At 61.9% G+C, this 22,490-nt stretch carries 22 protein-coding genes; 11 read left to right on the forward strand and 11 right to left on the reverse strand.

Going from position 1 to position 22,490, the window contains the following annotated elements; genetic code table 11:
- Window positions 1–8: 8 nt before the first annotated feature.
- The 3 genes from ABF859_RS08340 (at window position 9) to mtnK (ending at window position 2,809) form a co-directional block, all read left to right on the forward strand.
- Window positions 9–851 (forward strand): endonuclease/exonuclease/phosphatase family protein, encoded by an 843-nt coding sequence (locus tag ABF859_RS08340; protein WP_415527312.1) that lies wholly within the window; start codon window positions 9–11, stop codon window positions 849–851.
- 75 nt (window positions 852–926) lie between these two features.
- A complete protein-coding gene (locus tag ABF859_RS08345; protein ID WP_415527313.1) occupies window positions 927–1,622 on the forward strand; it encodes a hypothetical protein in 696 nt (231 codons plus the stop codon).
- Complete coding sequence (gene mtnK, locus ABF859_RS08350; protein WP_415527314.1) at window positions 1,622–2,809, forward strand: S-methyl-5-thioribose kinase; 1,188 nt, start codon at window positions 1,622–1,624, stop codon at window positions 2,807–2,809. The genes ABF859_RS08345 and mtnK overlap by 1 nt, the downstream gene beginning before the upstream one ends.
- A gap of 39 nt (window positions 2,810–2,848) precedes the next feature.
- Here mtnK and ABF859_RS08355 read toward each other — a convergent pair whose 3' ends face one another.
- The 4 genes from ABF859_RS08355 to rpsD form a co-directional block, all read right to left on the reverse strand.
- The gene (locus ABF859_RS08355) at window positions 2,849–4,396 is read right to left on the reverse strand and encodes a peptide chain release factor 3 (protein WP_415527315.1); all 1,548 of its coding nucleotides are present in this window, start codon (window positions 4,394–4,396) and stop codon (window positions 2,849–2,851) included.
- A 164-nt stretch (window positions 4,397–4,560) separates the two neighbouring features.
- On the reverse strand, window positions 4,561–4,839 hold the full coding sequence (locus tag ABF859_RS08360) for a hypothetical protein (RefSeq protein WP_415527316.1): 279 nt from the start codon (window positions 4,837–4,839) through the stop codon (window positions 4,561–4,563).
- Between the two features lie 114 nt (window positions 4,840–4,953).
- Window positions 4,954–5,403 (reverse strand): hypothetical protein, encoded by a 450-nt coding sequence (locus ABF859_RS08365; RefSeq protein WP_415527317.1) that lies wholly within the window; start codon window positions 5,401–5,403, stop codon window positions 4,954–4,956.
- A gap of 50 nt (window positions 5,404–5,453) precedes the next feature.
- On the reverse strand, window positions 5,454–6,071 hold the full coding sequence (gene rpsD, locus ABF859_RS08370; RefSeq protein ID WP_011253300.1) for a 30S ribosomal protein S4: 618 nt from the start codon (window positions 6,069–6,071) through the stop codon (window positions 5,454–5,456).
- Between the two features lie 342 nt (window positions 6,072–6,413).
- Between rpsD and ABF859_RS08375 the strand changes: the two genes are divergently transcribed.
- Together ABF859_RS08375 and ABF859_RS08380 are read left to right on the forward strand one after the other, a co-directional pair.
- A complete protein-coding gene (locus tag ABF859_RS08375) occupies window positions 6,414–6,884 on the forward strand; it encodes a BON domain-containing protein (RefSeq protein ID WP_415527318.1) in 471 nt (156 codons plus the stop codon).
- A 101-nt stretch (window positions 6,885–6,985) separates the two neighbouring features.
- The gene (locus ABF859_RS08380) at window positions 6,986–8,200 is read left to right on the forward strand and encodes an MFS transporter (RefSeq protein WP_415527319.1); all 1,215 of its coding nucleotides are present in this window, start codon (window positions 6,986–6,988) and stop codon (window positions 8,198–8,200) included.
- Here the strand turns inward: ABF859_RS08380 and ABF859_RS08385 are convergent.
- Window positions 8,154–9,551 (reverse strand): MATE family efflux transporter, encoded by a 1,398-nt coding sequence (locus ABF859_RS08385; protein WP_415527320.1) that lies wholly within the window; start codon window positions 9,549–9,551, stop codon window positions 8,154–8,156. The genes ABF859_RS08380 and ABF859_RS08385 overlap by 47 nt on opposite strands.
- Window positions 9,552–9,637: 86 nt before the next feature.
- Here ABF859_RS08385 and cysS point away from each other — a divergent pair, with 86 nt between their 5' ends.
- Genes cysS through ABF859_RS08405 form a run of 4 tightly spaced genes read left to right on the forward strand, consistent with a single transcriptional unit; the run spans window position 9,638 to window position 13,670 of the window.
- Window positions 9,638–10,996, forward strand: a complete 1,359-nt coding sequence (gene cysS / locus ABF859_RS08390; RefSeq protein WP_415527321.1) for a cysteine--tRNA ligase — start codon at window positions 9,638–9,640, stop codon at window positions 10,994–10,996.
- Window positions 10,997–10,998: 2 nt separating this feature from the next.
- The gene (locus ABF859_RS08395) at window positions 10,999–11,775 is read left to right on the forward strand and encodes an RNA methyltransferase (RefSeq protein WP_415527322.1); all 777 of its coding nucleotides are present in this window, start codon (window positions 10,999–11,001) and stop codon (window positions 11,773–11,775) included.
- Window positions 11,776–11,779: 4 nt separating this feature from the next.
- Window positions 11,780–12,772 (forward strand): ion channel, encoded by a 993-nt coding sequence (locus ABF859_RS08400; protein WP_415527323.1) that lies wholly within the window; start codon window positions 11,780–11,782, stop codon window positions 12,770–12,772.
- Between the two features lie 13 nt (window positions 12,773–12,785).
- Window positions 12,786–13,670, forward strand: coding sequence for an aldose 1-epimerase family protein (locus ABF859_RS08405; protein WP_415527324.1), 885 nt, complete (start codon window positions 12,786–12,788; stop codon window positions 13,668–13,670).
- Window positions 13,671–13,713: 43 nt separating this feature from the next.
- Here ABF859_RS08405 and gltX read toward each other — a convergent pair whose 3' ends face one another.
- The 5 genes from gltX to alkB form a co-directional block, all read right to left on the reverse strand.
- Complete coding sequence (gene gltX, locus ABF859_RS08410) at window positions 13,714–15,048, reverse strand: glutamate--tRNA ligase (protein ID WP_415527325.1); 1,335 nt, start codon at window positions 15,046–15,048, stop codon at window positions 13,714–13,716.
- A gap of 110 nt (window positions 15,049–15,158) precedes the next feature.
- Window positions 15,159–15,623, reverse strand: coding sequence for a hypothetical protein (locus ABF859_RS08415; protein WP_415527326.1), 465 nt, complete (start codon window positions 15,621–15,623; stop codon window positions 15,159–15,161).
- Window positions 15,620–16,834 carry a nicotinate phosphoribosyltransferase gene (locus tag ABF859_RS08420; RefSeq protein ID WP_415527327.1) on the reverse strand — a complete coding sequence of 405 codons (1,215 nt, stop codon included), beginning with the start codon at window positions 16,832–16,834 and terminating at the stop codon, window positions 15,620–15,622. The genes ABF859_RS08415 and ABF859_RS08420 overlap by 4 nt, the downstream gene beginning before the upstream one ends.
- The gene (locus ABF859_RS08425) at window positions 16,831–18,222 is read right to left on the reverse strand and encodes a class II 3-deoxy-7-phosphoheptulonate synthase (protein ID WP_415527457.1); all 1,392 of its coding nucleotides are present in this window, start codon (window positions 18,220–18,222) and stop codon (window positions 16,831–16,833) included. Before ABF859_RS08425 ends, ABF859_RS08420 begins: the two co-directional genes overlap by 4 nt.
- Before the next feature lie 47 nt (window positions 18,223–18,269).
- Window positions 18,270–18,923 carry a DNA oxidative demethylase AlkB gene (alkB, locus tag ABF859_RS08430; protein WP_415527459.1) on the reverse strand — a complete coding sequence of 218 codons (654 nt, stop codon included), beginning with the start codon at window positions 18,921–18,923 and terminating at the stop codon, window positions 18,270–18,272.
- 219 nt (window positions 18,924–19,142) lie between these two features.
- Between alkB and ABF859_RS08435 the strand changes: the two genes are divergently transcribed.
- Both ABF859_RS08435 and ABF859_RS08440 read left to right on the forward strand, forming a co-directional pair.
- The gene (locus tag ABF859_RS08435) at window positions 19,143–19,550 is read left to right on the forward strand and encodes a hypothetical protein (protein ID WP_415527328.1); all 408 of its coding nucleotides are present in this window, start codon (window positions 19,143–19,145) and stop codon (window positions 19,548–19,550) included.
- Window positions 19,551–19,614: 64 nt separating this feature from the next.
- A complete protein-coding gene (locus tag ABF859_RS08440; protein WP_415527329.1) occupies window positions 19,615–20,439 on the forward strand; it encodes an alpha/beta fold hydrolase in 825 nt (274 codons plus the stop codon).
- 6 nt (window positions 20,440–20,445) lie between these two features.
- Here the strand turns inward: ABF859_RS08440 and ABF859_RS08445 are convergent, their stop codons facing one another.
- Window positions 20,446–22,485 carry an FUSC family protein gene (locus tag ABF859_RS08445; RefSeq protein ID WP_415527330.1) on the reverse strand — a complete coding sequence of 680 codons (2,040 nt, stop codon included), beginning with the start codon at window positions 22,483–22,485 and terminating at the stop codon, window positions 20,446–20,448.
- Window positions 22,486–22,490: the final 5 nt, after the last annotated feature.

The following is a 22,490-nucleotide window of genomic DNA, read 5'->3' on the forward strand; positions in this document are numbered from 1 at the left end:
CTGTCCCCATGCTGGCCGGTCTTTTCCTGACCGGCAGCATGGAGCCCGTTTCTGCCCATACCCTTAAACTCTCGACCTGGAACATGGACTGGCTGACGTTGCGTCCTTCAGGAGACGGGGCGTTGCCGGACGATGTTCCGGGCGGCGAGCACCGCGATTTTTCAAAACTCGCGGCTTATGCCCGGCATCTGGATTCGGATGTCGTGGCGTTCGAGGAAGTGGACGGCCCAACCGCCGCTTCCCGTGTTTTCAGCTCCAGAACCTACCAGATCATTCTGACGCCTGATCCTGTCGTGCAGAGGGTCGGCGTGGCCGTGCGCCGCAATCTGCAGGTTACGGTCAATGACGAATTGTCCGCCCTCAATGTCGCCGCGCCGGATGCGCCCCATCAGTTGCGGGGCGGGCTGGATGTCACGCTCAGTGATGGGCGGGCCAACCTCCGGCTGCTGGTGGTGCATCTCAAGACCGGATGCTGGGACCAGCCTCTGAACCAGCGGAAACATTCCTGCCCCACGCTTTATCAGCAGGTCCGGATCCTGCAGGACTGGATGCTGGAGCGACAGGATGAAGGGGAGGCCTATGCCGTGCTGGGAGATTTCAACCGGCGGCTGACGCTGCATGACCCGCTGATGCAGCAGATCGAGGCTGAAACGCCCGTCACGCTCACGACAGCCGGCAGGGCCAGCCCCTGCTGGGGCGGGGAATATTTCATCGATCACATTCTGCTGGGCAATGCCGCGCGGGACTGGCTCGTGCCGGACAGTCTGCGGGTCATGACCTATAAAAACGATAAAGTACCTGCCGGGCTGTCAGATCACTGTCCGGTTTCGGTCAAGCTCGAGATGCCCTGACGGGACGTTGCGGGGTCGGATATTCCGGTCCATGAAAGATCCCCCCCCTTTCCGCTGTCCTGTCCGGAGCGTCAGATGCCCCCTACCCGATCAGAATGGCCTGTGACGCCCCTCAAGCCCGACGTCGTCGTGCAGGTTGGGCGCTCCATGCCGATACTGGCTGCGGATCTCGAAGCCCGTGTGGCGTTGCACTGGGATGCGGCGCTTGCGAAGCATCCCACCCTGTATAACGGACGCGTTTTCTGTGCGGATGTGATCGGGCCGGATGTCATCAGAGGACACTGGTCGGAATACCGGCGGGTGCTGGCGCAGATGCGCGAGCCTGATCTGTATGGCGCCGGGATTCTGCGTCCGCTGGCGGTTGTGGGACTGCTGCGCGCGACCGATGGGATCGTGATCGGTCAGCGCTCTGAAAAATCCATCTATCTCCCGGGTTACTGGCAGGGCGCGCCGGCCGGGAATGTGGAAAGCCGCAATAGTGAGGTGCAGATCGATCTTGCGGCTCAGTTGATGGCGGAATGTCACGAGGAACTCGGCCTGACGGATGCGGAGTGTCAGGTCGGGGGCTGTCTTCTGGCCTGTGAACATCCGCAGACCCATATCGTGGATGTCGGAATGGACCTGACCACCGCGCTGGATTTCCAGACCCTGCAGGACCGTTGCCACCATCTTGGCAATGCGGAATATCAGGCGCTAATGCGGGTTCAGCCCGATACAACATTACCCGAACCTCTCGTCCCGACCCTGTCTGCCATGCTGGAGCGACGCTGATGACCTATCGTATTCTGGATGCCGCCTCCCTGCGGGACTGGCTGGCACAGCAGCCGGAACTGTCACAGCGTCTGGGCGGGGCTGCGGCAGACTGGTCCATCCGTGAGGTGAGCGACGGCAATCTCAATACGGTCTTTCTGGTGGATGGTGTTGCTGGTGCGTTATGCTGCAAGCAGGCTCTGCCGCATGTCCGCGTGGCACCAGACTGGCCGATGCCGCTGGAACGGGCGCTGTATGAGTCGCGCTACATGCGGGCCGTCGCACCTGCCGTTGCGGGGCTGATGCCGGAGCTTTTCGCTTATGACACTGGTCTGTTCCTGATCGTCATGGAATGTCTGACGGAGCATGAAGTCCTGCGCTCGGCGCTGATTGCGGGCCGGGCCCCGTCGGGGTTTTCTGCCGTAATCGGGACGTATGTGGCCCGGACCGTGCAGGCGACGGGGTGGATAAACCAGCCCTTCGAGACGGGAGCGCGGTTACTGGAACAGTTTTCCGGCAATACCGCCCTCACCCGCATTACGGTCGATCTGATCCTGACGGACCCGTACCGTGTCTGTGACCGCAATCCTGAACCCGAAGCGGGCCTCCTGGATGACGTGAAGGCGCTTCAGACCGACGAGATCCTGCACCGGGCCGTGGGGCGACTTCAGGACCGCTTCCTGACGGTCCGACAGGCGCTGCTGCATGGGGATCTGCATACGGGCTCCATCATGCTGCATGGAACGGATGTGCGGGTCATTGATGGAGAGTTCGCGACGATGGGACCGGTCGGGTTCGACTGCGGGCTTTATCTGGGCAATCTGGCGCTGCATCTCTGTGCGGCTCCGCACAAGGCGGCAGAGCTCAGGGCGGAAATGGTAGCGTTCTGGCAGAGTTTTTCCGAGGAACTGCGTTCTGCCCTTCAGAATGGTGGCGGGGATATGTGGGCACTTTCGGGGCCTGCGGGACGTCAGGATCTGGTTGCGTCGTTCCTGAAGGACATCCTGCGGGACATGGCCGGGTTCTGCGGGCTGGAGATGATCCGCCGGACGGTCGGGTTTGCACAGGTGGCGGATTATGGTCTGTGCGGCACGGCACAGGAGCGTCTGCTGGCGCGGCAGAAGGCGCTTCAGATTGGCCGGACGCTGATTGTGGAAGGCGGGTCTCAGCGATCCTTCGACGGCGTTCTTTCCCTGATGGGACTGTAAGAAAAAACCCCGCTCCTTGCAGAGCGGGGTTTTTTCTTTTCAGACTGAGGCCATGCCGATCTGTTTGATGTCATGGAACGCGAGATCGGGATTCATCTCGATGGTCCGGCGCATCATGAAAGAGGACGTTGCGAGAAAAACCGGGTCTCCATCCAGATCGTCGGCCATGGCGGAGCGGTTCAGGTCCTGAAACGCTTCGATCTTGGCGCGGTCCCCGGTGATCCAGCGCGCCAGGGAATAGGGCGTGCTTTCGAAGCCGATGGCCACGCCGTACTCACCCTGAAGCCGGGACTGGAGCACGTCGAGCTGAAGCGTTCCGACCACACCCACGATCGGCGAGAGGCCATCCTGCGGACGGAAGAGCTGGACAACGCCCTCTTCTGCAAGCTCGACCAGAGCCTGACGCAGCTTCTTGGCCTTCATCGCATCATCAAGACGGACACGGCGCAGGATTTCGGGTGCAAAGTGCGGCACGCCCGTGAAGCGCAGGTCTTCGCTCTCGCTCAGCGTATCGCCGATGCGCAAGGTACCGTGGTTCGGGATTCCGACGACGTCACCACCGAACGCCTCTTCAGCGAGTTGACGGTCACGGGCGAAGAAGAACTGCGGGGTATGCAGGGCGAACTGCTTGCCTGTCCGGACATGCTTGAGGCGCATGCCACGGGTCAGACGGCCGGAGCAGACGCGGGCGAAGGCCATGCGATCGCGGTGGTTGGGGTCCATGTTGGCCTGGATCTTGAAGACCAGCGCCGTGACCTGATCTTCGCTGGCCTTCACTTCGCGCGTCTCGGTCTGCTGGGCACGGGGGGCCGGGCCGTAAGCGACGAGCGCATCGAGCAGATCCGTGACACCGATTTCCTTCATGGCAGAGCCGAAGAAGACCGGGGACAGATGACCGGCATCGAAGGACTCACGGTCGAATTCCGGCAGGGCTGCTTCAGCCAGTTCGACTTCCTCGCGCATCTGAATGATGCGGGGATCGTCTTCACCGACCGGCTCCTTGGTATGCACTTCCTTCGTGCGCAGGTCGTAGGTGCCGATGAACTTTGCCGCCCGTCCGATCGGCCAGGTCGCCGGAGACGTATCCAGAGCCAGCGTGTTGGCGATTTCGTCAAGCAGCGCGAAGCAGTCCTGCGCTTCACGGTCCATCTTGTTGATGAAGGTGACGATGGGAATATCGCGCAGACGGCAGATCTCGAACAGCTTGCGGGTCCGGTCCTCGATACCCTTGGCGGCGTCAATGACCATGACCGCACAGTCCACGGCCGTCAGTGTGCGGTAGGTGTCTTCGGAGAAGTCTTCATGGCCCGGAGTGTCGAGCAGGTTGAAGACGCAGTCGCCGTATTCGAAAGTCATGACCGAGGTCACGACGGAAATGCCACGGTCGCGCTCGATCCCCATCCAGTCAGACTTGGTGCGGCGGCGTTCGCCCTTGGCGCGGACATTGCCGGCCATCTGAATGGCGCCACCGGCCCGCAGGATGCGTTCGGTCAGGGTCGTCTTACCGGCATCCGGATGGGAAATGATTGCGAATGTACGCCGGCGAGCGATCTCGCGGGTGATTTCAGCGCTCAGCGCCTCTGACATGATGCCTCCGATGACAACAGGAATCCGGGACTGGTGCCTTCACAATGTCCGTGTCAGACACCGCGCCCGAAAGCGACAGAGGACAGCGGGAAGATGCTTTTCCGTTGGGAGGCGCAATCTGGAGAACGGGACCTGTAACGTCAAGGGATTAAAGGCCCTCCCCTTTACCAGCGGAACCCCAGATCATGCGTGGTCAGCCGCCTGATGACCCCTGTCACGCTGTCGACTGCCTTGCCTGCGCCTGTGCGGCCCATAACCGGCGGCCGGATATGACAGCGGCGGGGAGGAAGAACCCTCGTTCCATCCGGGCAGCGTCGTGGAAGCGGACCGGGCGGCGGGGGATGATAATGCATATCGGGGGCTACGAAGGTATTGACCCCTTTGGCATCAACATTCGAAAGCATGGCAACCCAGAGAAGAACAGCGAGAAGCGCGATGCGCATGAATAGAGTCACCCCGTCACGTTGATACATAACGTATCATTACGACATGGAGAGATACATCTCTAACCTGTCTGACTTTCCGGACAAAATGCCCCGGGCGCGCCACCCGCCACTTCAGTGAGGAGCTATTCCCGTGCCCATCGGGCCGGAACCGGCATAAGCTTCACCGAATTTTTCGATTGCACTCCCTGATACCGGATCGTGGAGGGAGGGATTTGCATCTCCGCTCGGGAAAAGATTGTGCAGAAAGCCCATGACCTTTCCTGCACGGGTCAGCCGCAGGGGCGGAGGCGCCATCATCCTTGCCTGCGGTGCCTCAACATACTGCCCATCTGATGGCAGCGTCGATTCCGATGTCTGGATGTAGAGATGATCGGAAACCGCAGGATGGTGCATCGGAGAGACAAAGGTATTGATCCCCCGCGCCTCGGCAGGCGGGAGTAGCATTGCAGCGAAAAGCAGAAAGAAACCGGCCCTTTGCATCGCTTCGCCTCTGATCTGATGCCGGCAAGATAATGAAAAGCGGAAATATCGCCAACAAAAAAGCCGGATGGGATAACCCATCCGGCTTTTCCGGTCGCAGTCCGCACCGGGCTGCAAAGCCCGGAACAGGATCAGCGGGAGTAGAACTCGACAACCAGGTTCGGTTCCATCTGCACCGGGTAGGGCACATCGGAGAGAACCGGGGTACGCAGGAACGTGCCCTTCATCTGGCGGTGATCGACTTCGACGTATTCCGGCGTGTCGCGCTCACCCGTCTGGACAGCGTCGAGCACGATGGCGAGCTGCTTGGAGGAGTCACGAACCTCGATGACGTCGCCTTCCTTCACGAGGTAGGACGGGATGTTCACCTTCTTGCCGTTGACCGTGACGTGGCCGTGGCTGATGAACTGACGCGAAGCGAACGGCGTGATCGCGAACTTCAGACGGTACACGACGGCGTCCAGACGACGCTCGAGCAGACCGATCAGGTTCTCGGACGTATCGCCCTTGCGACGGACGGCTTCGTCATAATACTTGCGGAACTGCTTCTCGCTGATGTTGCCGTAGTAGCCCTTGAGCTTCTGCTTGGCCATCAGCTGGATGGAGAAGTCGGACGGCTTCTGCTTGCGACGCTGACCGTGCTGGCCGGGGCCGTACTCGCGACGGTTGACCGGGGACTTGGCACGGCCCCACAGGTTGACGCCGAGGCGGCGATTGATCTTGTACTTGCTCTCAAGACGCTTTGACATGGGTTGACCCCTGTACTCATCAGAACCGCCCCATGCTGCATGGCGGTCCGTTTTGTTGTGCCGGTAGGCCCTTCCCCGGATTGGAAAGGACGGGCGCGCACCCAGATGCCGGGCCGGCGGGATGCAGAATCCCGCGCTGAGGGTCCGGCCGGTACGTCCACGTTTCCGGCTGTGCCGTCGCGCCTACAGGAGTCCCCGCATGCGGTCAATCAAAACCTGTTCGCAAGCCCTGTCATTTTCTCACGGGGGGGACGCAGAAAACGCGCAACCTCTTTCGGGTCCGGCGCGCTAACGGTCCGGTACGCCCCATGCGCGGGCGCCACACGTTTTTGAGTTCGCTTCATGAAAATCTATCGCTTCAATCCCAAAGCCGGCCGTATCGGCGAAGGTTCCCTCGAAGGACTGGTCCAGTCCCTTGATGCGCCCCTGCCCCCCAAGCCCGGCGAAAGCGTCATCAAGCGCGCCTTCAAACGGTTTGGTCTGGCCCAGATGCACATGTCCCATCTGGTGATCGATGATCGCACGATCTATCTGCGTGGCAAGGCGGACAGTGCCAAGGAACGTGACCAGATGATCCTCGCAGCGGGCAATGTCGCGGGCGTTTCGGCGGTCGAGGCCGAAATTGCCGTTCCGGCCGGAACGCCCGATCCGGAGTTCCTGGAGATCAAGACCAGCAGGACGCTGGACGAGGTTGCCGACAAGCTGCCCCAGGATGTCACGGGCGATGAGCTCCTTGATGCAAATCAACCGCTTGTCACATCCAAGGATGACATTTATCCGGGTCAGACCATCCGTCTGCCAACCGAGGACTGATCTGTCCGGCATGGCCCTTCCTGCGAAAAGGGATCATGTCCGCTGTTCAGGGTCCGGGAATGGCACGGCGGTCCTGCTCTCCATTTCCGGACCTTTCTTTTATGGATTCTTCCGAATCTCTCGACATCGAGCGGGTGCGGCCACCCCACGGGGTTGGTCCGGCCATGCTGTCCCTGATGCTGGCAACCTTCACCATCGGCACCGGCGAATTCGCCATGATGGGGCTGCTGCCTGAATTCTCCCATTCCCTGAACATCACCATTTCGCAGGCAAGCTGGGCGATCTCGGCCTATGCGATGGGCGTTGTCATCGGCGCGCCGCTGATTGCGATCCTTGGCGCACGCCTACCCCGCCGGACGCTCCTGCTGTACCTGCTATGCCTGTTCATTGCGGGCAATATCGGCAGCATTCTCATGCCGGGCTTTGCCGGCATCGAACTCATGCGCTTCATCACAGGGCTGCCACATGGCGCCTTCTTCGGCGTTTCGGCACTGATCGGCGCGTCAATGGTCGAACGCGCGCGGCGCGGGCGGGCCGTCGGGCAGGTCCTGTCGGGGATCATGATCTCGACGGTCATCGGATCACCGCTCTCCACCTATGCCGCCAATCATGTGGGCTGGCGCGTGGCTTACGGAAGCATCGCCGCGCTGGGCGTACTGTGCTTTGTGGGCATCTGGTTCTTCGCACCCCGGGACAGACCACATCCGGGTGCAACCGCATTGGCGGAACTCGGCGCATTCAGACGCCCGCAGGTTCTTCTGACGCTGCTGACCAGTGCGGTCGGATTTGGCGGCCTGTTCGGGATCTATACCTTCCTGACGACCGGCCTGACGCAGGTAACGCAGCTTCCGGGCTGGCTTGTGGCGGTCTATCAGATCGTGTGGGGACTGGGCATGGTTGCGGGCAATGCGCTCGGCGGAACCATGGCGGATCGCAGCATTGACCGGACGGTAATCGTCTCTCTGACGGCAAGCATCGTCTTCATGCTGGGGTTCTGGCTGCTGTTGCCGTCACCCTATGCCATGCTGCCGGTCACGTTCCTTGTCCCGGCCGGAATCATCATGCTCTCCCCGGCTCTTCAGACACGGCTGATGGAAGTGGCAGGGGATGCACAGACGCTGGCGGCCTCGCTGAACCATTCAGCTTTCAATCTGGCCAATGCCTTTGGCGCCTGGCTGGGCGCCGTTCTGGTCAGTTCCGGTTTCGGGCTTGGCTCCGTGGGGTGGGGCGGTGCGCTGTTCTCGGCTCTGGGTCTGCTGATCTATTTCATCACGATGTGGCAGGCGCGGGCTTCCGCATCACACGCAGCAGCCTGATCCCGAAGGCCACGCAGGTCGTGGCCAACGCCAGCGCCATGCCGATCCACAGGCCTTCCACACCCACATGTTGGTGGAAGGCCAGCCATCCCCCGAACACCAGTCCAATCAGACCGTAGCTGGCCACGGCGATGAGCATGGGTGTCACGGCATCTCCGCAGCCACGCAGCGCGCCACTGAACACGCATTGCAGGCCATCAACGATCTGGTAGAGCCCGGCGATCCTCAGAAGCATAACGACGAGTGCCGTGGTCTCGGGATCGGGGGCGCGATTCGAGAAATAAAGCGGCAGGATCTTCTCCGGCCAGATCAGCAGAAGCGAGGATGTGGCAAGGCTCCACATCAGGACGATGCCCGTACCGGTCAGGGCAGCGCGTCGGCTCTGCTCCATGCGTCCCGCACCGCGCCAGTAGGCCACGCGGACATTGGTCGCCTGTCCGATGGCCAGACACACCATGAACAGTAGCGAACTGACATTCAGCGCCACCTGATGGGCGGCCAGGCTATGTGTACCGAGTTCGCCAGCGCGCAGGCTGGTGATCTGGAACATCAGAATTTCAGCCGCGGCCCCCATCATCATCGGAGCACCCAGCTTCAGCAGCTCCTTCACGACCGGCCACTGCACTGTGGTGGGCTTCAGTACGGCACGAACGCGCGGATGGGTCAGACACAGCCCGAAGAGCGCGAAACTGACGACCCATCCGGTCAGCGTCGTGGCGGTCGCGGAACCGTAAAGCCCCATCGCGGGCAGACCGGCCCAGCCATGAATCAGGGCCGCGTTGGTCAGGCCGTTGCAGACCGCCATGGCTGGCATGATCCAGAGCAGCAGCGTTTCCGCCCCCAGTGCCGGAAGCGCCACACGCAGGACGCCGATGACGGCCAGATCAGGCAGCAGCGACAGAAGCAGGATGTCGATAAAGCGGCTGCCGTGAACAACCACTTCCGCAGGTTCGCCAATGGCGCCGAAGATCGCCTTTGAAAAGGCCAGCAGCAACGCGCAGGGAATGAAGACCGCGATGGCCAGCATCAGCGTCGCACTCATGACGCTGCGGCCGTCATGGGACGTCCTGCCATGTTCTTCCGCGCCGCGACCATGTGACAGGAGCACCCCTGCCCCGCCCAGAATGGCCTGGAAGGTCACCATCGTCGTAAAGAAAAATGTGCTCGACAAACCGCCGATCGCGACTTCCGTAACACCGAGACCGCCGAGCAGGATTGTGTCCGTCACGCCCATGGCCATTTCGGAAAGCTGCGACAGGGCCAGCGGCAGGGCGACCCGCACGAGCGCCAGGGCGTGACTGCGCGGGGTTGTCGGATCGGACGGCGGATTGCTGGAAAGGGCACTGCTCATGCGCCCCCTATCGCAGGGGTCAAACCTGCCGACAAGAGTAACAAAGCCTGTTGCACCCGGACCAAGGCTGGCGCATTGATCGGCGTATGGCCGATCCTGCTGCAAACGTGCTCCGCCTGCACGATACCCATCTCCGCGACAAGCGACCGTTTACGCCCCTCGATCCCGCGAATGTGCGCGTCTATTTCTGTGGACCGACCGTCTATGACCGCGCGCATTTAGGCAATCTGCGGGCCATGATGTGCGCGGATATCCTCATCCGCCTGCTGCGGACGATGTATCCGCGCGTGACCTATGTCCGCAACGTGACGGACGTGGATGACAAGATCAACGCGCGCGCGAAGGAAAACGGAGAAGACATTTCCGCCCTGACCGAGCGCACGACGCAGGCCTTCCATGAAGATCTCGCGTCACTCTTCATTCTGCCGCCCGATATCGAGCCCCGCGCGACCCATCATATCGATGACATGCTGGAAATGATCGGGCGTCTGGTCGAAAACGGCCATGCTTATGTGGCCGAAGGGCATGTGCTGTTTGCGGTACGCAACTTCCCGTCCTATGGTGCGCTTTCCGGCCGTTCGCTGGATGACATGATTGCGGGCGCGCGGGTCGAAGTCGCACCCTACAAGCGCGATCCGGGCGATTTCGTCCTGTGGAAGCCGTCCGAACCGGACCTGCCGGGCTGGGACAGCCCGTATGGGCGCGGACGTCCGGGCTGGCATATCGAATGTTCGGCCATGTCGCACCGTTATCTCGGCGAGAGCTTCGACATCCATGGTGGCGGCGACGATCTGCTGTTCCCGCATCATGAAAACGAACGCGCGCAGTCCATGTGCTGCTATCCGCACGGCAAGTTCGCCACGCACTGGGTCCATAACGGGATGCTGCTGTCGAACGGCGAGAAGATGTCGAAGTCGCTCGGCAATTTCTTCACGATCCGCGAAGTACTGGACCGCTCGCCCGCCGAGCCGCTGCGCCTGCTGTATCTGGGCGCGCATTACCGCTCCACGCTCGATTTCAGTTGGGAGAAGCTGGACGAGGCCCGGCGCGTGCTGGACCGGCTGTACCGGGCGCTGGAACGTGGGAATGCGCTGCCGGGCGCTGACGTTCCGGCGGCGGTCATGGATGCGCTGTGCGATGACCTGAACACGCCGCTGGCGATTGCGGCCCTTCACCCGCTGGCGGATGCTGCCATGCAGGGCGATCAGAACGCGGCCTCCAGCCTACTGGCCGCAGGAAAGCTGCTGGGCCTGTTCAATGTCACGCCTGCCGAATGGTTCCAGTCCGGTGTGGATGCTGGCGCCATCGAAAAGCTGATCGAAGAGCGCCTTGCAGCCCGCAAGTCCCGCGATTTCGCCCGTGCCGATGCCATCCGTGCGCAGCTTGCGGCTGACGGCATCACCCTTGAAGACGGCCCTGGTGGCACAACATGGCGGAAGGCGTAACCATGACCGGACGTGACGGCGGGGCGAATATCGGTCCCTTGGGAGAATTTGATCCGGTCGTGATCCTGGTGCGCCCGCAGCTTGCCGAGAATATTGGCACGACCGCGCGCGCCATGGCGAATGGTGGCCTGTTTCATCTGCGTATCGTGGCCCCGCGTGACGGCTGGCCGCAGGAACGCGCCTGGTATGCATCATCTGGCGCGGACCGGATTCTGGATGCGGCTCAGGTGTTTGAGACCGTGGACGACGCGGTTGCGGACCTGCACCGTATTTTCGCGACCTGCCCGCGTCCGCGCCATGTAGTCAAGCCGGTCATGACCGCGCGGGGTGCTGCCGCGGAACTGCGCGTTACGGCCAATCGCGGCCTGCGCACCGGCATCCTGTTCGGGCCAGAGCGTGCCGGGCTGGACAACGAGGACATGGCCCGCGCCGATACGCTGGTCCGCTATCCGCTCAACCCGAAATTCATGTCGCTGAACCTCGCGCAGGCCGTGCTGATCATGGCCTATGAGTGGTTCCTGACCGAGGACATGACGCCACCGCGCGAACTCATGACGAATGAAACGCATGTGGCGACGAAGGGCGAGATGGACAATTTCATGTCCCATCTCATCCGCGATCTGGACGAGACGAATTTCCTCCGAAATGAGCAGAAACGCCCCGGCATGGTGCGGAACCTGCGTCATTTCTTCACCCGAGGCGAAGTGACGGAACAGGAGCTTCGCACCCTTCACGGCGTGGTCAGTGAACTGAGCAACGCCCGCAGGAACAGGAGCTGATCCCATGATTCACTGGCGCCACAGGAAACGGATGGAAGCCCGGCCTGATCCTGGGGCGTCAGTTCACCCCGAAACACCCGAGACGGTCGTCGATACCGTCAACAAGATCCGGGCGCATGTTCTCGAAGAGAACGGCCGGAGCGACATCATCCGGACCGGTCTGGATGCCGGGGTCTTCGGCGACCTCTATCATACCCTGATGACCATGAGCTGGCTGGCCTTCTTCTGGGCCTCCATGGGTCTGTATCTGGTCATCAATGTCGCCTTCGCATTGATGTATTACGTCATCCCGCACAGCGTGAGCGGCGTGCCCCACGGGGACTTCCTGGATGATGTCTTTTTCAGCGTCCAGACGATTTCAACCGTCGGCTACGGAACCATGGCTCCGGTGGGGCGGCTGACCAACACCATTGTTTCTTTCGAAGTGCTGGCCGGCATGATGCTCAATGCGCTGGCGACCGGGCTGGTCTTTGCCCGCTTCTCACGGCCCCGGGCGCGCGTGCTGTTCAGCCATGTGGCGGTCGTCTCCTATGACGACGTGATCCCCACTCTGACGATCCGTCTGGCCAACCAGCGGCGCACCCTGATCCTCTCGGCCAATATCGAAATGACCCTGACACGGCTGATGCCGGATGAGCGCGGACGGCTGGTGCGGCGGTTCGACCGCCTGACGCTGGTGCAGTCCCACATGCCGATCTTCCGGATCAGTCTGAACGCGACCCATCTGATCGACGAGCACAGTCCGCTATACGGCCTCAGCGCCGACACACTGATCGGACAGAACGCGGAAATCATCATCACGATGGACGGCACGGACGAGATCTCTTCCCAGACCGTCTTTGCCCGTCACGCCTATGAGATAGGACATGTCAAACACGGCTACCGTTTTTCGGATATGATCCAGAATCGTCCGGACGGCCGGGTGGAAGTCGATTTCCGTCGCTTCCATACGACCGAGCCGGGCGATACGCCGAACACGCCTGATCCTACCCCCTGACAGGAGACATCCCATGACGGATATCGTGACGGACGACAGACATGATTTCGGAAGCGGCCTGCTGAAGGCTTCGGTCAGACGTCATGGCGCCGAACTGATCGCTCTGCAAAGCGGATCGGAAGACCTGCTCTGGGACGCGGGGCCGGCATGGCCGAAACATTCCCCGATCCTGTTCCCGATCATCGGGAAACTGCCCGATGACAGCGCCACGCTCAATGGAAAGCCCGTTCATCTGAAACAGCATGGGCTGGCGCGGGACCGGGACTTCCGCTGGATTTCGCGGACTGCTGAAGGCTGCACGCTGGAACTCGTGGACGATGCGCAGAGCCGGGCGCTCTTTCCGGCCGCGTTCCGCCTGCGGGTGGTCTATCTCATCGAGAACAGCACGCTGCGGGTCTCGTACCATCTGCACAACCCGGACAGTGACGAGACGCTGCATGCCTCGCTGGGCGCGCATCCTGCCTTCCGCTGGCCCCTGAAAGACGGCGAGGCCAAGGATAGCTACAGGCTCGTGTTCGAATATGACGAGCCCCTGCCCGTGCGCCGGATCGGGGCTGACGGGCTTCTGCTACCGGAAAAGCAGCATACGCCGGTCCGGGACAATATCCTTCCCCTGACGGATGCACTTTTTGCAAAAGACGCGCTCATCATGGAGAAGCCGGAGAGCCGCTCCGTGGACATGGTGGGGCCGGACGGACATGGCATCCGGTTCGTCTGGGGCGGCTTCCGCGAACTAGGTCTGTGGACGAAACCGGGGGCGGAGTTTCTGTGCATCGAACCCTGGTACGGCTACGCGACACCAGTGGGCTTCAAGGGAGATTTCTCGCAGAAACCCGGCCTACTGCATCTGAAACCGGGTGAGAGCTGGACAGCGTTCTGGTCCGTCAGGGCGATCTGAAAGCGGCCCGTCGCGCTGTTGAACCGCGCGACGGGCAACAGGCTCAGGCCTGAATGGCGTCCCGCAGACGGGCGACCGTACGCTCACGGCCCATCAGGCCGAGCAGGACGTGCAGTTCCGGACCGGCGTCCTCACCCGTCAGGGCCAGACGCAGCGGCATGAACAGGCTGCGCCCTTTGCGGCCGGACTGTTCCTTCAGAGCGTTGGTCCAGTCCTTCCACGTCTCCTCGCCCCATGGCTCGGTCGGGAGGGTGTCGAGGGCCTGCTGAAGGAATTCGCGGTCTTCAGGCTGTGACGGCGGAATGATCGTGCCGTGCACCACGTCCCACCAGTGCGGGATTTCGGCGGACAGATCCACATTGCCACGAACAGCGTGCCAGAACGTCTCGTCGGCTTCGGGCGGCAGATGGATCTTTGCCGCTTCGAACGGCAGGTTATGCAGGGCGCGCCGGTTCAGGGCGAGAAGCTGCGTCATGTCGAAACGGGCCGCCGATTTGGAGACATGCGAGATGTCATAGGCCGCAATGGCCTCGTCCATCGTCATGACCTGCGGATCGTCCGAGGACCCCACGCGGGCAAGATAGGAGACGATCGACATCGGCTCCAGCCCGTCCTGACGCAGGGATTTCAGCGCCAGCGAGTCAAAGCGCTTGGACAGCTTGCCACCATCGGAATCCAGCAGAAGCGGCAGATGCGCGAAGGTAAAGCGGTCGGGCTTTGCGCCAAGCGCCTCGGCGATATCGATCTGCACGCCGGTATTGGTCACATGGTCTTCGCCGCGGACGATATGGGTGATGCCCATATCCAGATCGTCGATTACGGAAGCCAGCGTGTAGAGGATCGTACCATCTCCACGCACCAGAACCGGATCGGAAATGGCCGTCAGCTTGACCGAGCACTCGTCCATGACGAGATCCTGCCACTTGCGGCTGCCGTCACTGAGGCGGAAGCGCCAGTGCGGCGTCTTGCCGTTGGCTTCAGCGCGCGCGCGCTGATCGGCGGTGAGCTTGAGCATGGCGCGATCATAGATCGGCGCCTTGCCAGCGCGGATGCGGGCTTCACGCTTGGCGTTCAGCTCGTATTCCGTCTCGAAGCAGGGATAAAGACGGCCGGACGCCTTCAGCTTTTCGATGACTTCGGCATAACGGTCGAGGCGCTCGGACTGGCGCACATACTCGTCCCATTTCAGCCCCAGCCATGACAGGTCCTTGCCGATGGCTTCTTCATATTCGGGCTTGCCACGGCTGGTATCGGTATCGTCGATCCGCAGCAGGAACTTGGCACCGTTATGGCGCGCGAAAAGGAAGTTGGCGACGGCAAGGCGCGCATTGCCAACATGCAGGTAACCGGTGGGGGACGGAGCGAAGCGCAGTTTCATGACGCCTTAATGCCGCATGATGCGCCGCGTTGCCAGAGCGGGTTTGCGTGAGCCGTGTCGCTCCGGAGGATACAAAGGAAGGGAACATGCCCCTTCCCTGCGCCAGATGTTCAGTGACGGATCACTTCGTGACGGTTTTCGTCATCTTCGTCGTCGTCATCATCCGGCGGGCCGGCGATTTCCTCGTCATCGACGAGGCGACGCGGATCAATGGCGCGCCAGTCACGCTCCATCGGGGTGGCGCGGCTGGCCGCGAAGTCTTCGAGTTCCGTGGAGGACTTCCAGCCATCCTCACCGGCATCCACGACTTCGGCGTTCTCACCAAAGGCGAACCAGTTTTCGAGAACTTCCTTGCTGCTCGCACCCGGAGTACGGCAGCGCTCGATGCTGTCACGCACATAGGCACGGGCATAGGCATTGGCGTGCATCAGGTCGATGAAGTCTTTCACGACCTCGACCGTATCGTCCTCGCCTTCCGACGCGCCTGACAGGTCGATGATGCGTACGCTCCACGAACCCGGCTGTGCGCCGTTTTCGGGGGCGCCTTCTACAGGGTCAATCGTGTCGTCGGTCATGAAATGTCCTTGGATGTCTCGTGGCTGTCACGGACCTTCTGGAGCAGGAACTCGCGTCCGAGCTTGACGCGGGGCTGCCCGTCATAGGCCACGATGTCAGCCGTTGCATAGGTTTCGGACCAGCGGTCGGGAATGAAGGACCCGCTGCCGATCACGTCGATCGGGGCATGAGCGTCCCGCATCGTCGAGCATTTGGCGACGTTGAAGCCGGAGGACACGACGATCTTCACATGGTGGAAACCGGCATGGTCCAGAGCTTCGCGCATGCGCCAGATGGCTGCGGCCGATACGCCCGTCCCCACCAGATCGCGCAGCTCCTGATCGGAACGGTAGCGGCGGATGGTGCCGGGCGTGTGACGCTCAAGCACTCCATATGAGGACTGGGGGTCCAGTCCTTCAAGGAAGCGACCGCCATGCGTGTCCAGACGGACACTCAGATGGCCCTTCGCAGCACGCTCGGGGAAGCGGCGGCAGACGGCGAGCGCGTCCGTAATTTCCTGCCCGAAGTAATCCACCAGAACCGTCAGCGGGTCATTCGGATAGACCTCGTCATACATCTCCGCCGCACGCAGCGTGGAGCCTGCATAACCGATCAAGGCATGGGGCATGGTGCCCAGACCGGCAGCAAGCCCGAAAAAACCGGCTGTCGCATCATTGGCGTTGCCGATGAAGCCACGCGCCCCTTCCTTGCGGGCCGCACGGGAACCGACGCCCGCGGCATAGGCCATCTGTTCCTGCATTTCGAAACCCGCGCAGTGCCGGGCGTCCATCGCCAGGAACGGGGTGGACGGCAGGGCCATGGCCATCTGATAGGCATTATGGGCCGCAACGCAGGTCGCGCCGATCCGCTGGAGGACCAGCGTCTCCAGCGGGGCCAGACGGGTGAAGCTGCCGGTCAGGTACAACAGCGGTTCACCCGCGCCGACCCATTTGCCCTCGGCATACATTTCCCGACATTCCAGATCGAAGCCTTGGGCCTCGGCCACGTTCTTCAGCCACTGGACGACCAGTCCGCAGGCCGCGATCACCGGACGGCGGATGAACACCGCATAGGTGACGCGGCAATCCCCGAAATGCTCCACGATATGCCGCGTTCGCCCGAAATAGGCGTCTGTCCGCGCTTCAATGGTTTTCTCGTCCAGAGGACCGAGTATTCCAAGCGCGCCATAAAGCGCGGCCTGTGGGGAATTGTGGGGGTCGGAAGCGGTCATTCTTTCTTTCCTGCTCGTCCCGTCAATTCCTGAGCAAGAAGGAAGGCCATTTCAAGCGACTGTTCCGCATTAAGGCGCGGATCACAGAATGTTTCATAGCGATCGCCCAGATCGGCCTCCGTGAGGCACTGCGCACCGCCAATACATTCCGTGACGTCCTGACCGGTCATTTCAAGATGAATCCCGCCCGGACGACGACCGACGGCCTCGAAGACATCAAAGAAGCCAAGGACTTCTCCGAGGATATTGTCGAAAGATCGGGTCTTGATCTTGCTGGACGTGGTCGTGGTGTTGCCATGCATCGGATCACACAGCCAGGTCACGGTGCGACCCGTGCGGTTCACGGCATCAAGCAGCGGCGGCAGATGCTCGCGCACCTTGTCCTTGCCCATGCGCGAGATCAGCGTGATGCGGCCTGCCTCGTCCTTCGGATTGAGGATTTCGAGCAGCTTTTCGAGATCCGCGACCGTCGTGGTCGGACCGACCTTGATGCCGATCGGGTTCTGCACGCCACGCAGGAACTCGACATGCGCGCCATCCGGCTGGCGGGTACGGTCACCAATCCACAGGAAATGCGCCGAGCAGTCGTAGTAATCGCCGCTCGTGCTGTCCACGCGGGTCAGGGCCTGCTCGTAAGGCAGCAGCAGGGCTTCGTGAGACGTGTAGAACTCCGTCTCGTCGATCTGCGAGGCTGAACCGTCGAAACCGCAGGCCCGCAGGAAGGAGAGCGTCTCGTCGATGCGGTGGGCCAGATCCTGATAGCGCGCGGCGAGCGGGGAACGCTCGACGAATCCGAGGTTCCAGCTATGGACCTGATGCAGGTTCGCATAACCGCCATGAGCGAAAGCGCGCAGCAGGTTCATCACGCCGGCGGACTGGAAATATCCGGTCTCCATGCGGCGCGGATCGGGGATGCGGGCTTCGGGAGTGAACTCGGGGCCATTGATGATGTCGCCGCGATAGCAGGGCAGCGTCACGCCATCGATCGTCTCGGTATTGGACGAGCGCGGTTTGGCGTACTGGCCCGCCATACGCCCGATCTTCACGACCGGAACCTTGGCAGCAAAGGTCAGGACCACGGCCATCTGGAGCAGGACGCGGAACGTGTCGCGCACGATGTCGGCGGTGAACTCGTCGAAGCTCTCGGCACAGGCACCGCCCTGAAGGACGAAGGCCTCGCCACGCGATGCGGCGGCCAGACGCGTCTTGAGACGGCGGGCTTCACCCGCAAAAACCAGCGGGGGATATCGATGCAGACGAGCTTCGACAGCAGCAAGCGCCGCTTCATCCGTATAGGATGGAGCCTGGACGATGGGACGGGAACGCCAGCTTGCAGGAGACCAGGACATCGTGTTGGTGGACGTCGGGGTCTGGCTCGAGGGGTGCATCAAATGCCCTCCGGATGAGTGTGAATGCAGAAGTTGCGGGGCGCTGGTTATGGCCGAAAAAGCGCGGCGTTGATAGCGCGAAACGTCAGATTGTATCGCATGGCACCTGTCTGCTGGTGGAATGTTTCGCGAATGGACGAGACCCCGTGCCAGGCAAACCGGGAAGGACCACCCCAGACCACGACGTCGCCGTCCAGCAGGTCGATGATGCGTTTCGGATCGCTCCGCAGGGAACCGCCGAACGAAAAACGGGCTGGTACGCCGAGGGAAACCGATACGACCGGTGCCTCCGGCCTCCCCTCGTCCCGGTCCTGATGCAGCCCCATTTTCGCACCGGGCCCATAGCGGTTGATGAGGCACGAGGATGGATCGAAACCCTCATAGCCCGCTTCGGCAGCGGCCCGGACGGCAAGGTGACGAAGTGCGTCCGGCATGGCGGGCCAGGGCTGGCTGGTTTGCGGATCGGTTCTGGAATAACGGTACCCTGAGGGATCGGCGATCCAGCCGCAGGCGCCACAGGATGTCATCGCGGCAGACATCGGCCCCATTCGGGTCCGGAAATGGCGGAAAGGAGCCCGCGCGCTCACGTCTGCGATGACCTGATGAAGCGTCTGTGCCTCAGATGGCACGAAACCGGGCAGCCATATGGCGCCTTCCGCCAGGACGGTCCGCGGGCGGACGGGCGCGAAAAGATCATCCATCATCTGATCTCCCAAATGGAGAAAACCCTTCTGGAGAGTGGCATGTCTCCTGATATGGGGCGACGGCGCGAGGGTTGAAGGGGAAAAGACCTCTTGAACCCGGCGGGAAGCAGGCCGATTATAGATTTATATGCCGCCTTGCCGGTGACGTCAGATCCTGCCGTCACATTCCCTCCGGAAGGCAGCCTTGTTGTCATGATCGGCCAAGGACCGGATCACATGTTGTCCTCTTCCCGTTTCTTCTGCCACGCCCTGCTGGCGACCGCTCTGCTGGGAGGGGCGGCACAGGCCCAGACCGCAACCTTCGGTCAGCCCTATTCGGCTGGCACGACACTTCCCACGCAGCCAGGCCAGAGCGATGCGCAGCCCCAGACCACCACTGGCGGTGAGCATTTCCGTGCCCGTGGCCATCGCAAGCCCCCCCCGGGCTATTCCGACACACCGTCCACCGACTTCGAGCATGGCCCGGATCCGGACCATGAAGCCGGTGTGGAGCGCGATTCTGTGACGGGGGCGAACCTGTCCAAGTTCGGATCGTCCTATCAGGGCAGCAACAACACGCAGTCCGGCCAGCTCGGCGACGCAACCGGCAACGGCTATGTCGCACCGCGTGGAAACGGCTGGTAAGACGCAACCAAACTCCCGGCGACAAGTTCTGGTTCTCGTATGAACTCCTGCGAGGATCAGAACCATGCCGTATATCACTGCCACTGATGGAACGAGCCTTCACGTCAAGGATATGGGGGCAGGAAAGCCCGTCGTCCTGATCCACGGATGGCCCCTGACCGGGGACATGTGGGAAAAGCAGACACTGGCCCTGGTCGAGGCGGGTTATCGCGTCATCACCTATGACCGCCGCGGGTTCGGCCAGTCCGGCCATCCCATCAACTGCTATGATTACGATACGCTGGCCGACGATCTGGCGGTCATCCTCGAACAGCTCGATCTGTGGGACGCAACGCTGGTCGGCTTCTCCATGGGTGGCGGTGAAGTCGCCCGCTATCTGAGCCGTCATGGCCGCTCACGCATTTCCAAGACCGTGCTGCTGTCTTCGGTTGTTCCTTTCCTGCTCAAGACATCCGACAATCCCAAGGGCGTGGACATTTCCGTCTTTGACGGCATCAAGCAGAAGATCCGTCAGGACCGCTTCGGTTTCCTGAAGGATTTCATTCCTGATTTCTATGGCGTCAGCATGATCCATCATCCGGTCAGTCAGGGCGTGCTGGACTGGACGTTTCTGCTGGCCACCATGGCAAGCCCGATGGCGACGCTGGACTGCGTAGATGCGTGGGGAACGACGGATTTCCGGCCGGATCTTCAGGCATTCACCATCCCGACGCTCGTGATCCACGGCACGGCCGACTCCGCCGTCCCCGCAGGAATTGCAGGGGAGAAAGCTGCGGCGGCCATCCCGGGATCAACCTGGATTTCCTATGACGGCGCACCGCATGGACTGTTTATGACCCATGCGGAACGGGTGAACGAAGACCTGCTGCGGTTCCTCGCAACACCCTGACGGACGTCAGAACGCGCCCTTGAGAAACGCCCTGCTGACCGGCATTTCGGTCCGCACGATCAGCAGGGAGCCGATGGCCAGCACCAGATCATGGCGGATCGACGGATCCTGCGACTGACGCTCCAGCGCATAGAGTTCATCCAGCGTGGGATCGATGGTGGCTGTGGTATGGGTCAGGGGCAGCTTGCGGCGCAGCAGGTTGCGGACCAGCCCGTCCACCGCCGTGACCGCCGTGTCGGGCAAGCTTCCATGTTGCGCGAGCTTGCGCAGCATCAGCACGTTACGCCCCACTGTCAGGACCGACAGCGTACCGCGCAGCATCGCCTCTGCCCGGTCACTGGAGAGCGAGCCCGCGAAGCGCACGGCGCGCTCCATGCTCTGCGTGCCTTCATTGATCCAGACATATTCGTCCATGACCACGCCTGGCAGAGCCAAGCGCCGCAGGCTGCGCTTGAGCTGGTAACGCAGAACCTCGCCGGCACGCGCCGGCGTAAACGGCAGGACGGCGCGGAAGATGATCACACCCGCCCCCAGCCCCAGCAACAGGGCGATCGTGGTGTTAAACCAGCCGATCTCGTTGATACGCCCCTGATTGTCCATTCCCAGCAGGAAGGGAAAGAACGTGCCATAGGACGCGGCCATGACGGCCGTGGACGGATTACGGGATGCCAGACCACCCAGCATCATGAAGAAGCCCGCCACCAGACAGAAGAACGGATAATTGGCCGTGACCGGCATGACGATGAAAACCGGAATGACGCTCGCCAAGGCTGCGAAAACCGCACCATAGAAAAAGGCCGCACTCAGCAGGACGGTATTCTCGAAGGTCGCGAACCGGGCGCAGACCACTGCAATGAATGTCAGGAAGACGGCGCCCTGAGGCCAGGCCGTGACTTCCCAGACATAGGCGCCGAACAGCAGGGCCACGGTCGTGCGCACGCCGTTTCGCATCGATGCACGCCAGTCCGGATTGCGGGTCAGACGATGGCGTTCAGACACTGGAGCTCCATCCACACTGGCGCGATACGAGCGCAGCGTCTCGCACAGATCCGACAGCATGACTTCCACGCCGGTCAGGATGATCCCTTCGTTCAGGGAATCATCGTCATCACGGGGCAGGATCGTCTGCATGCGGCCGCGACATTCGGCCAGAAGGGCTTCGGTCTGGACCAGAGCCGCAATGCCACGACGATCCGTCACCAGCCGCTCCGGCAATCCGTCCAGAGCGGAGGCCATGTCTTCCAGAAAGGGGCGCAGGGCCTCGGGCTGATGCGAAACAGCCGTCATGCGGGTCCGTAGACCCAGCCCGCGCGACAGCACGCGCGCGACCAGACCGAGCGTGACATAGGCATGCTCGACCTCATTGCCTTCGCTGCGGATCTCGATGCGGCTGAACTCGATCTGGTCGCTGGACGCCTGCAGCGAACCCAGCAGGGTGGACAGGTCGTCCGTCGCGCCCGTTTTCTGACGCAGGACAGCCGTCAGGGCGGGAATGGCGCGGGTCAGGATGGCCTGAAGGCGTTTGCGCAGTTCCTCGCGCGCGCGGCCCGCGACATTGGGCAGCGCAATCATGCCCATTGCCGTCTCGCAGATGACGCCAAGGAAAATATAGGTGCCACGCGCCATCGCGACATTGAAGACGTGATCAGGTTCCTTGACCGCACCCAGCGCGATGATGGTGCAGGTATAGCCGGCGAGCACGAGGGCATAGCCACGGAAGTTATGCGTCAGGGTTGCCAGCCCCGCGCAGAGGCCGACCCAGATCGCCAGAGCGGGCAGGAACAGCCAAGGATACTGCGGAAATGCCGCCATGAGCGCAATGGCAGCCACCATGCCCACAACGGTGCCGACCAGACGCCAGCGCCCTTTGGAAATACTCTCGCCGCGCGAATTCTGCGCAACGATCCAGACGGTCATGGCCGCCCATTGCGGCTCGCCGAGCTCCATCCACAGCGCAATCGCCAGCGCCAGAAGCGCTGCGATCGTGGTGCGGAGAGCGAACATGACGGACGTGATGGACGGGGCAAACAGCCAGCCAAACTTCATGCCCG

It is taken from the genome of Gluconobacter sp. (assembly GCF_047722525.1).
Taxonomy (GTDB): Bacteria; Pseudomonadota; Alphaproteobacteria; order Acetobacterales; family Acetobacteraceae; genus Gluconobacter.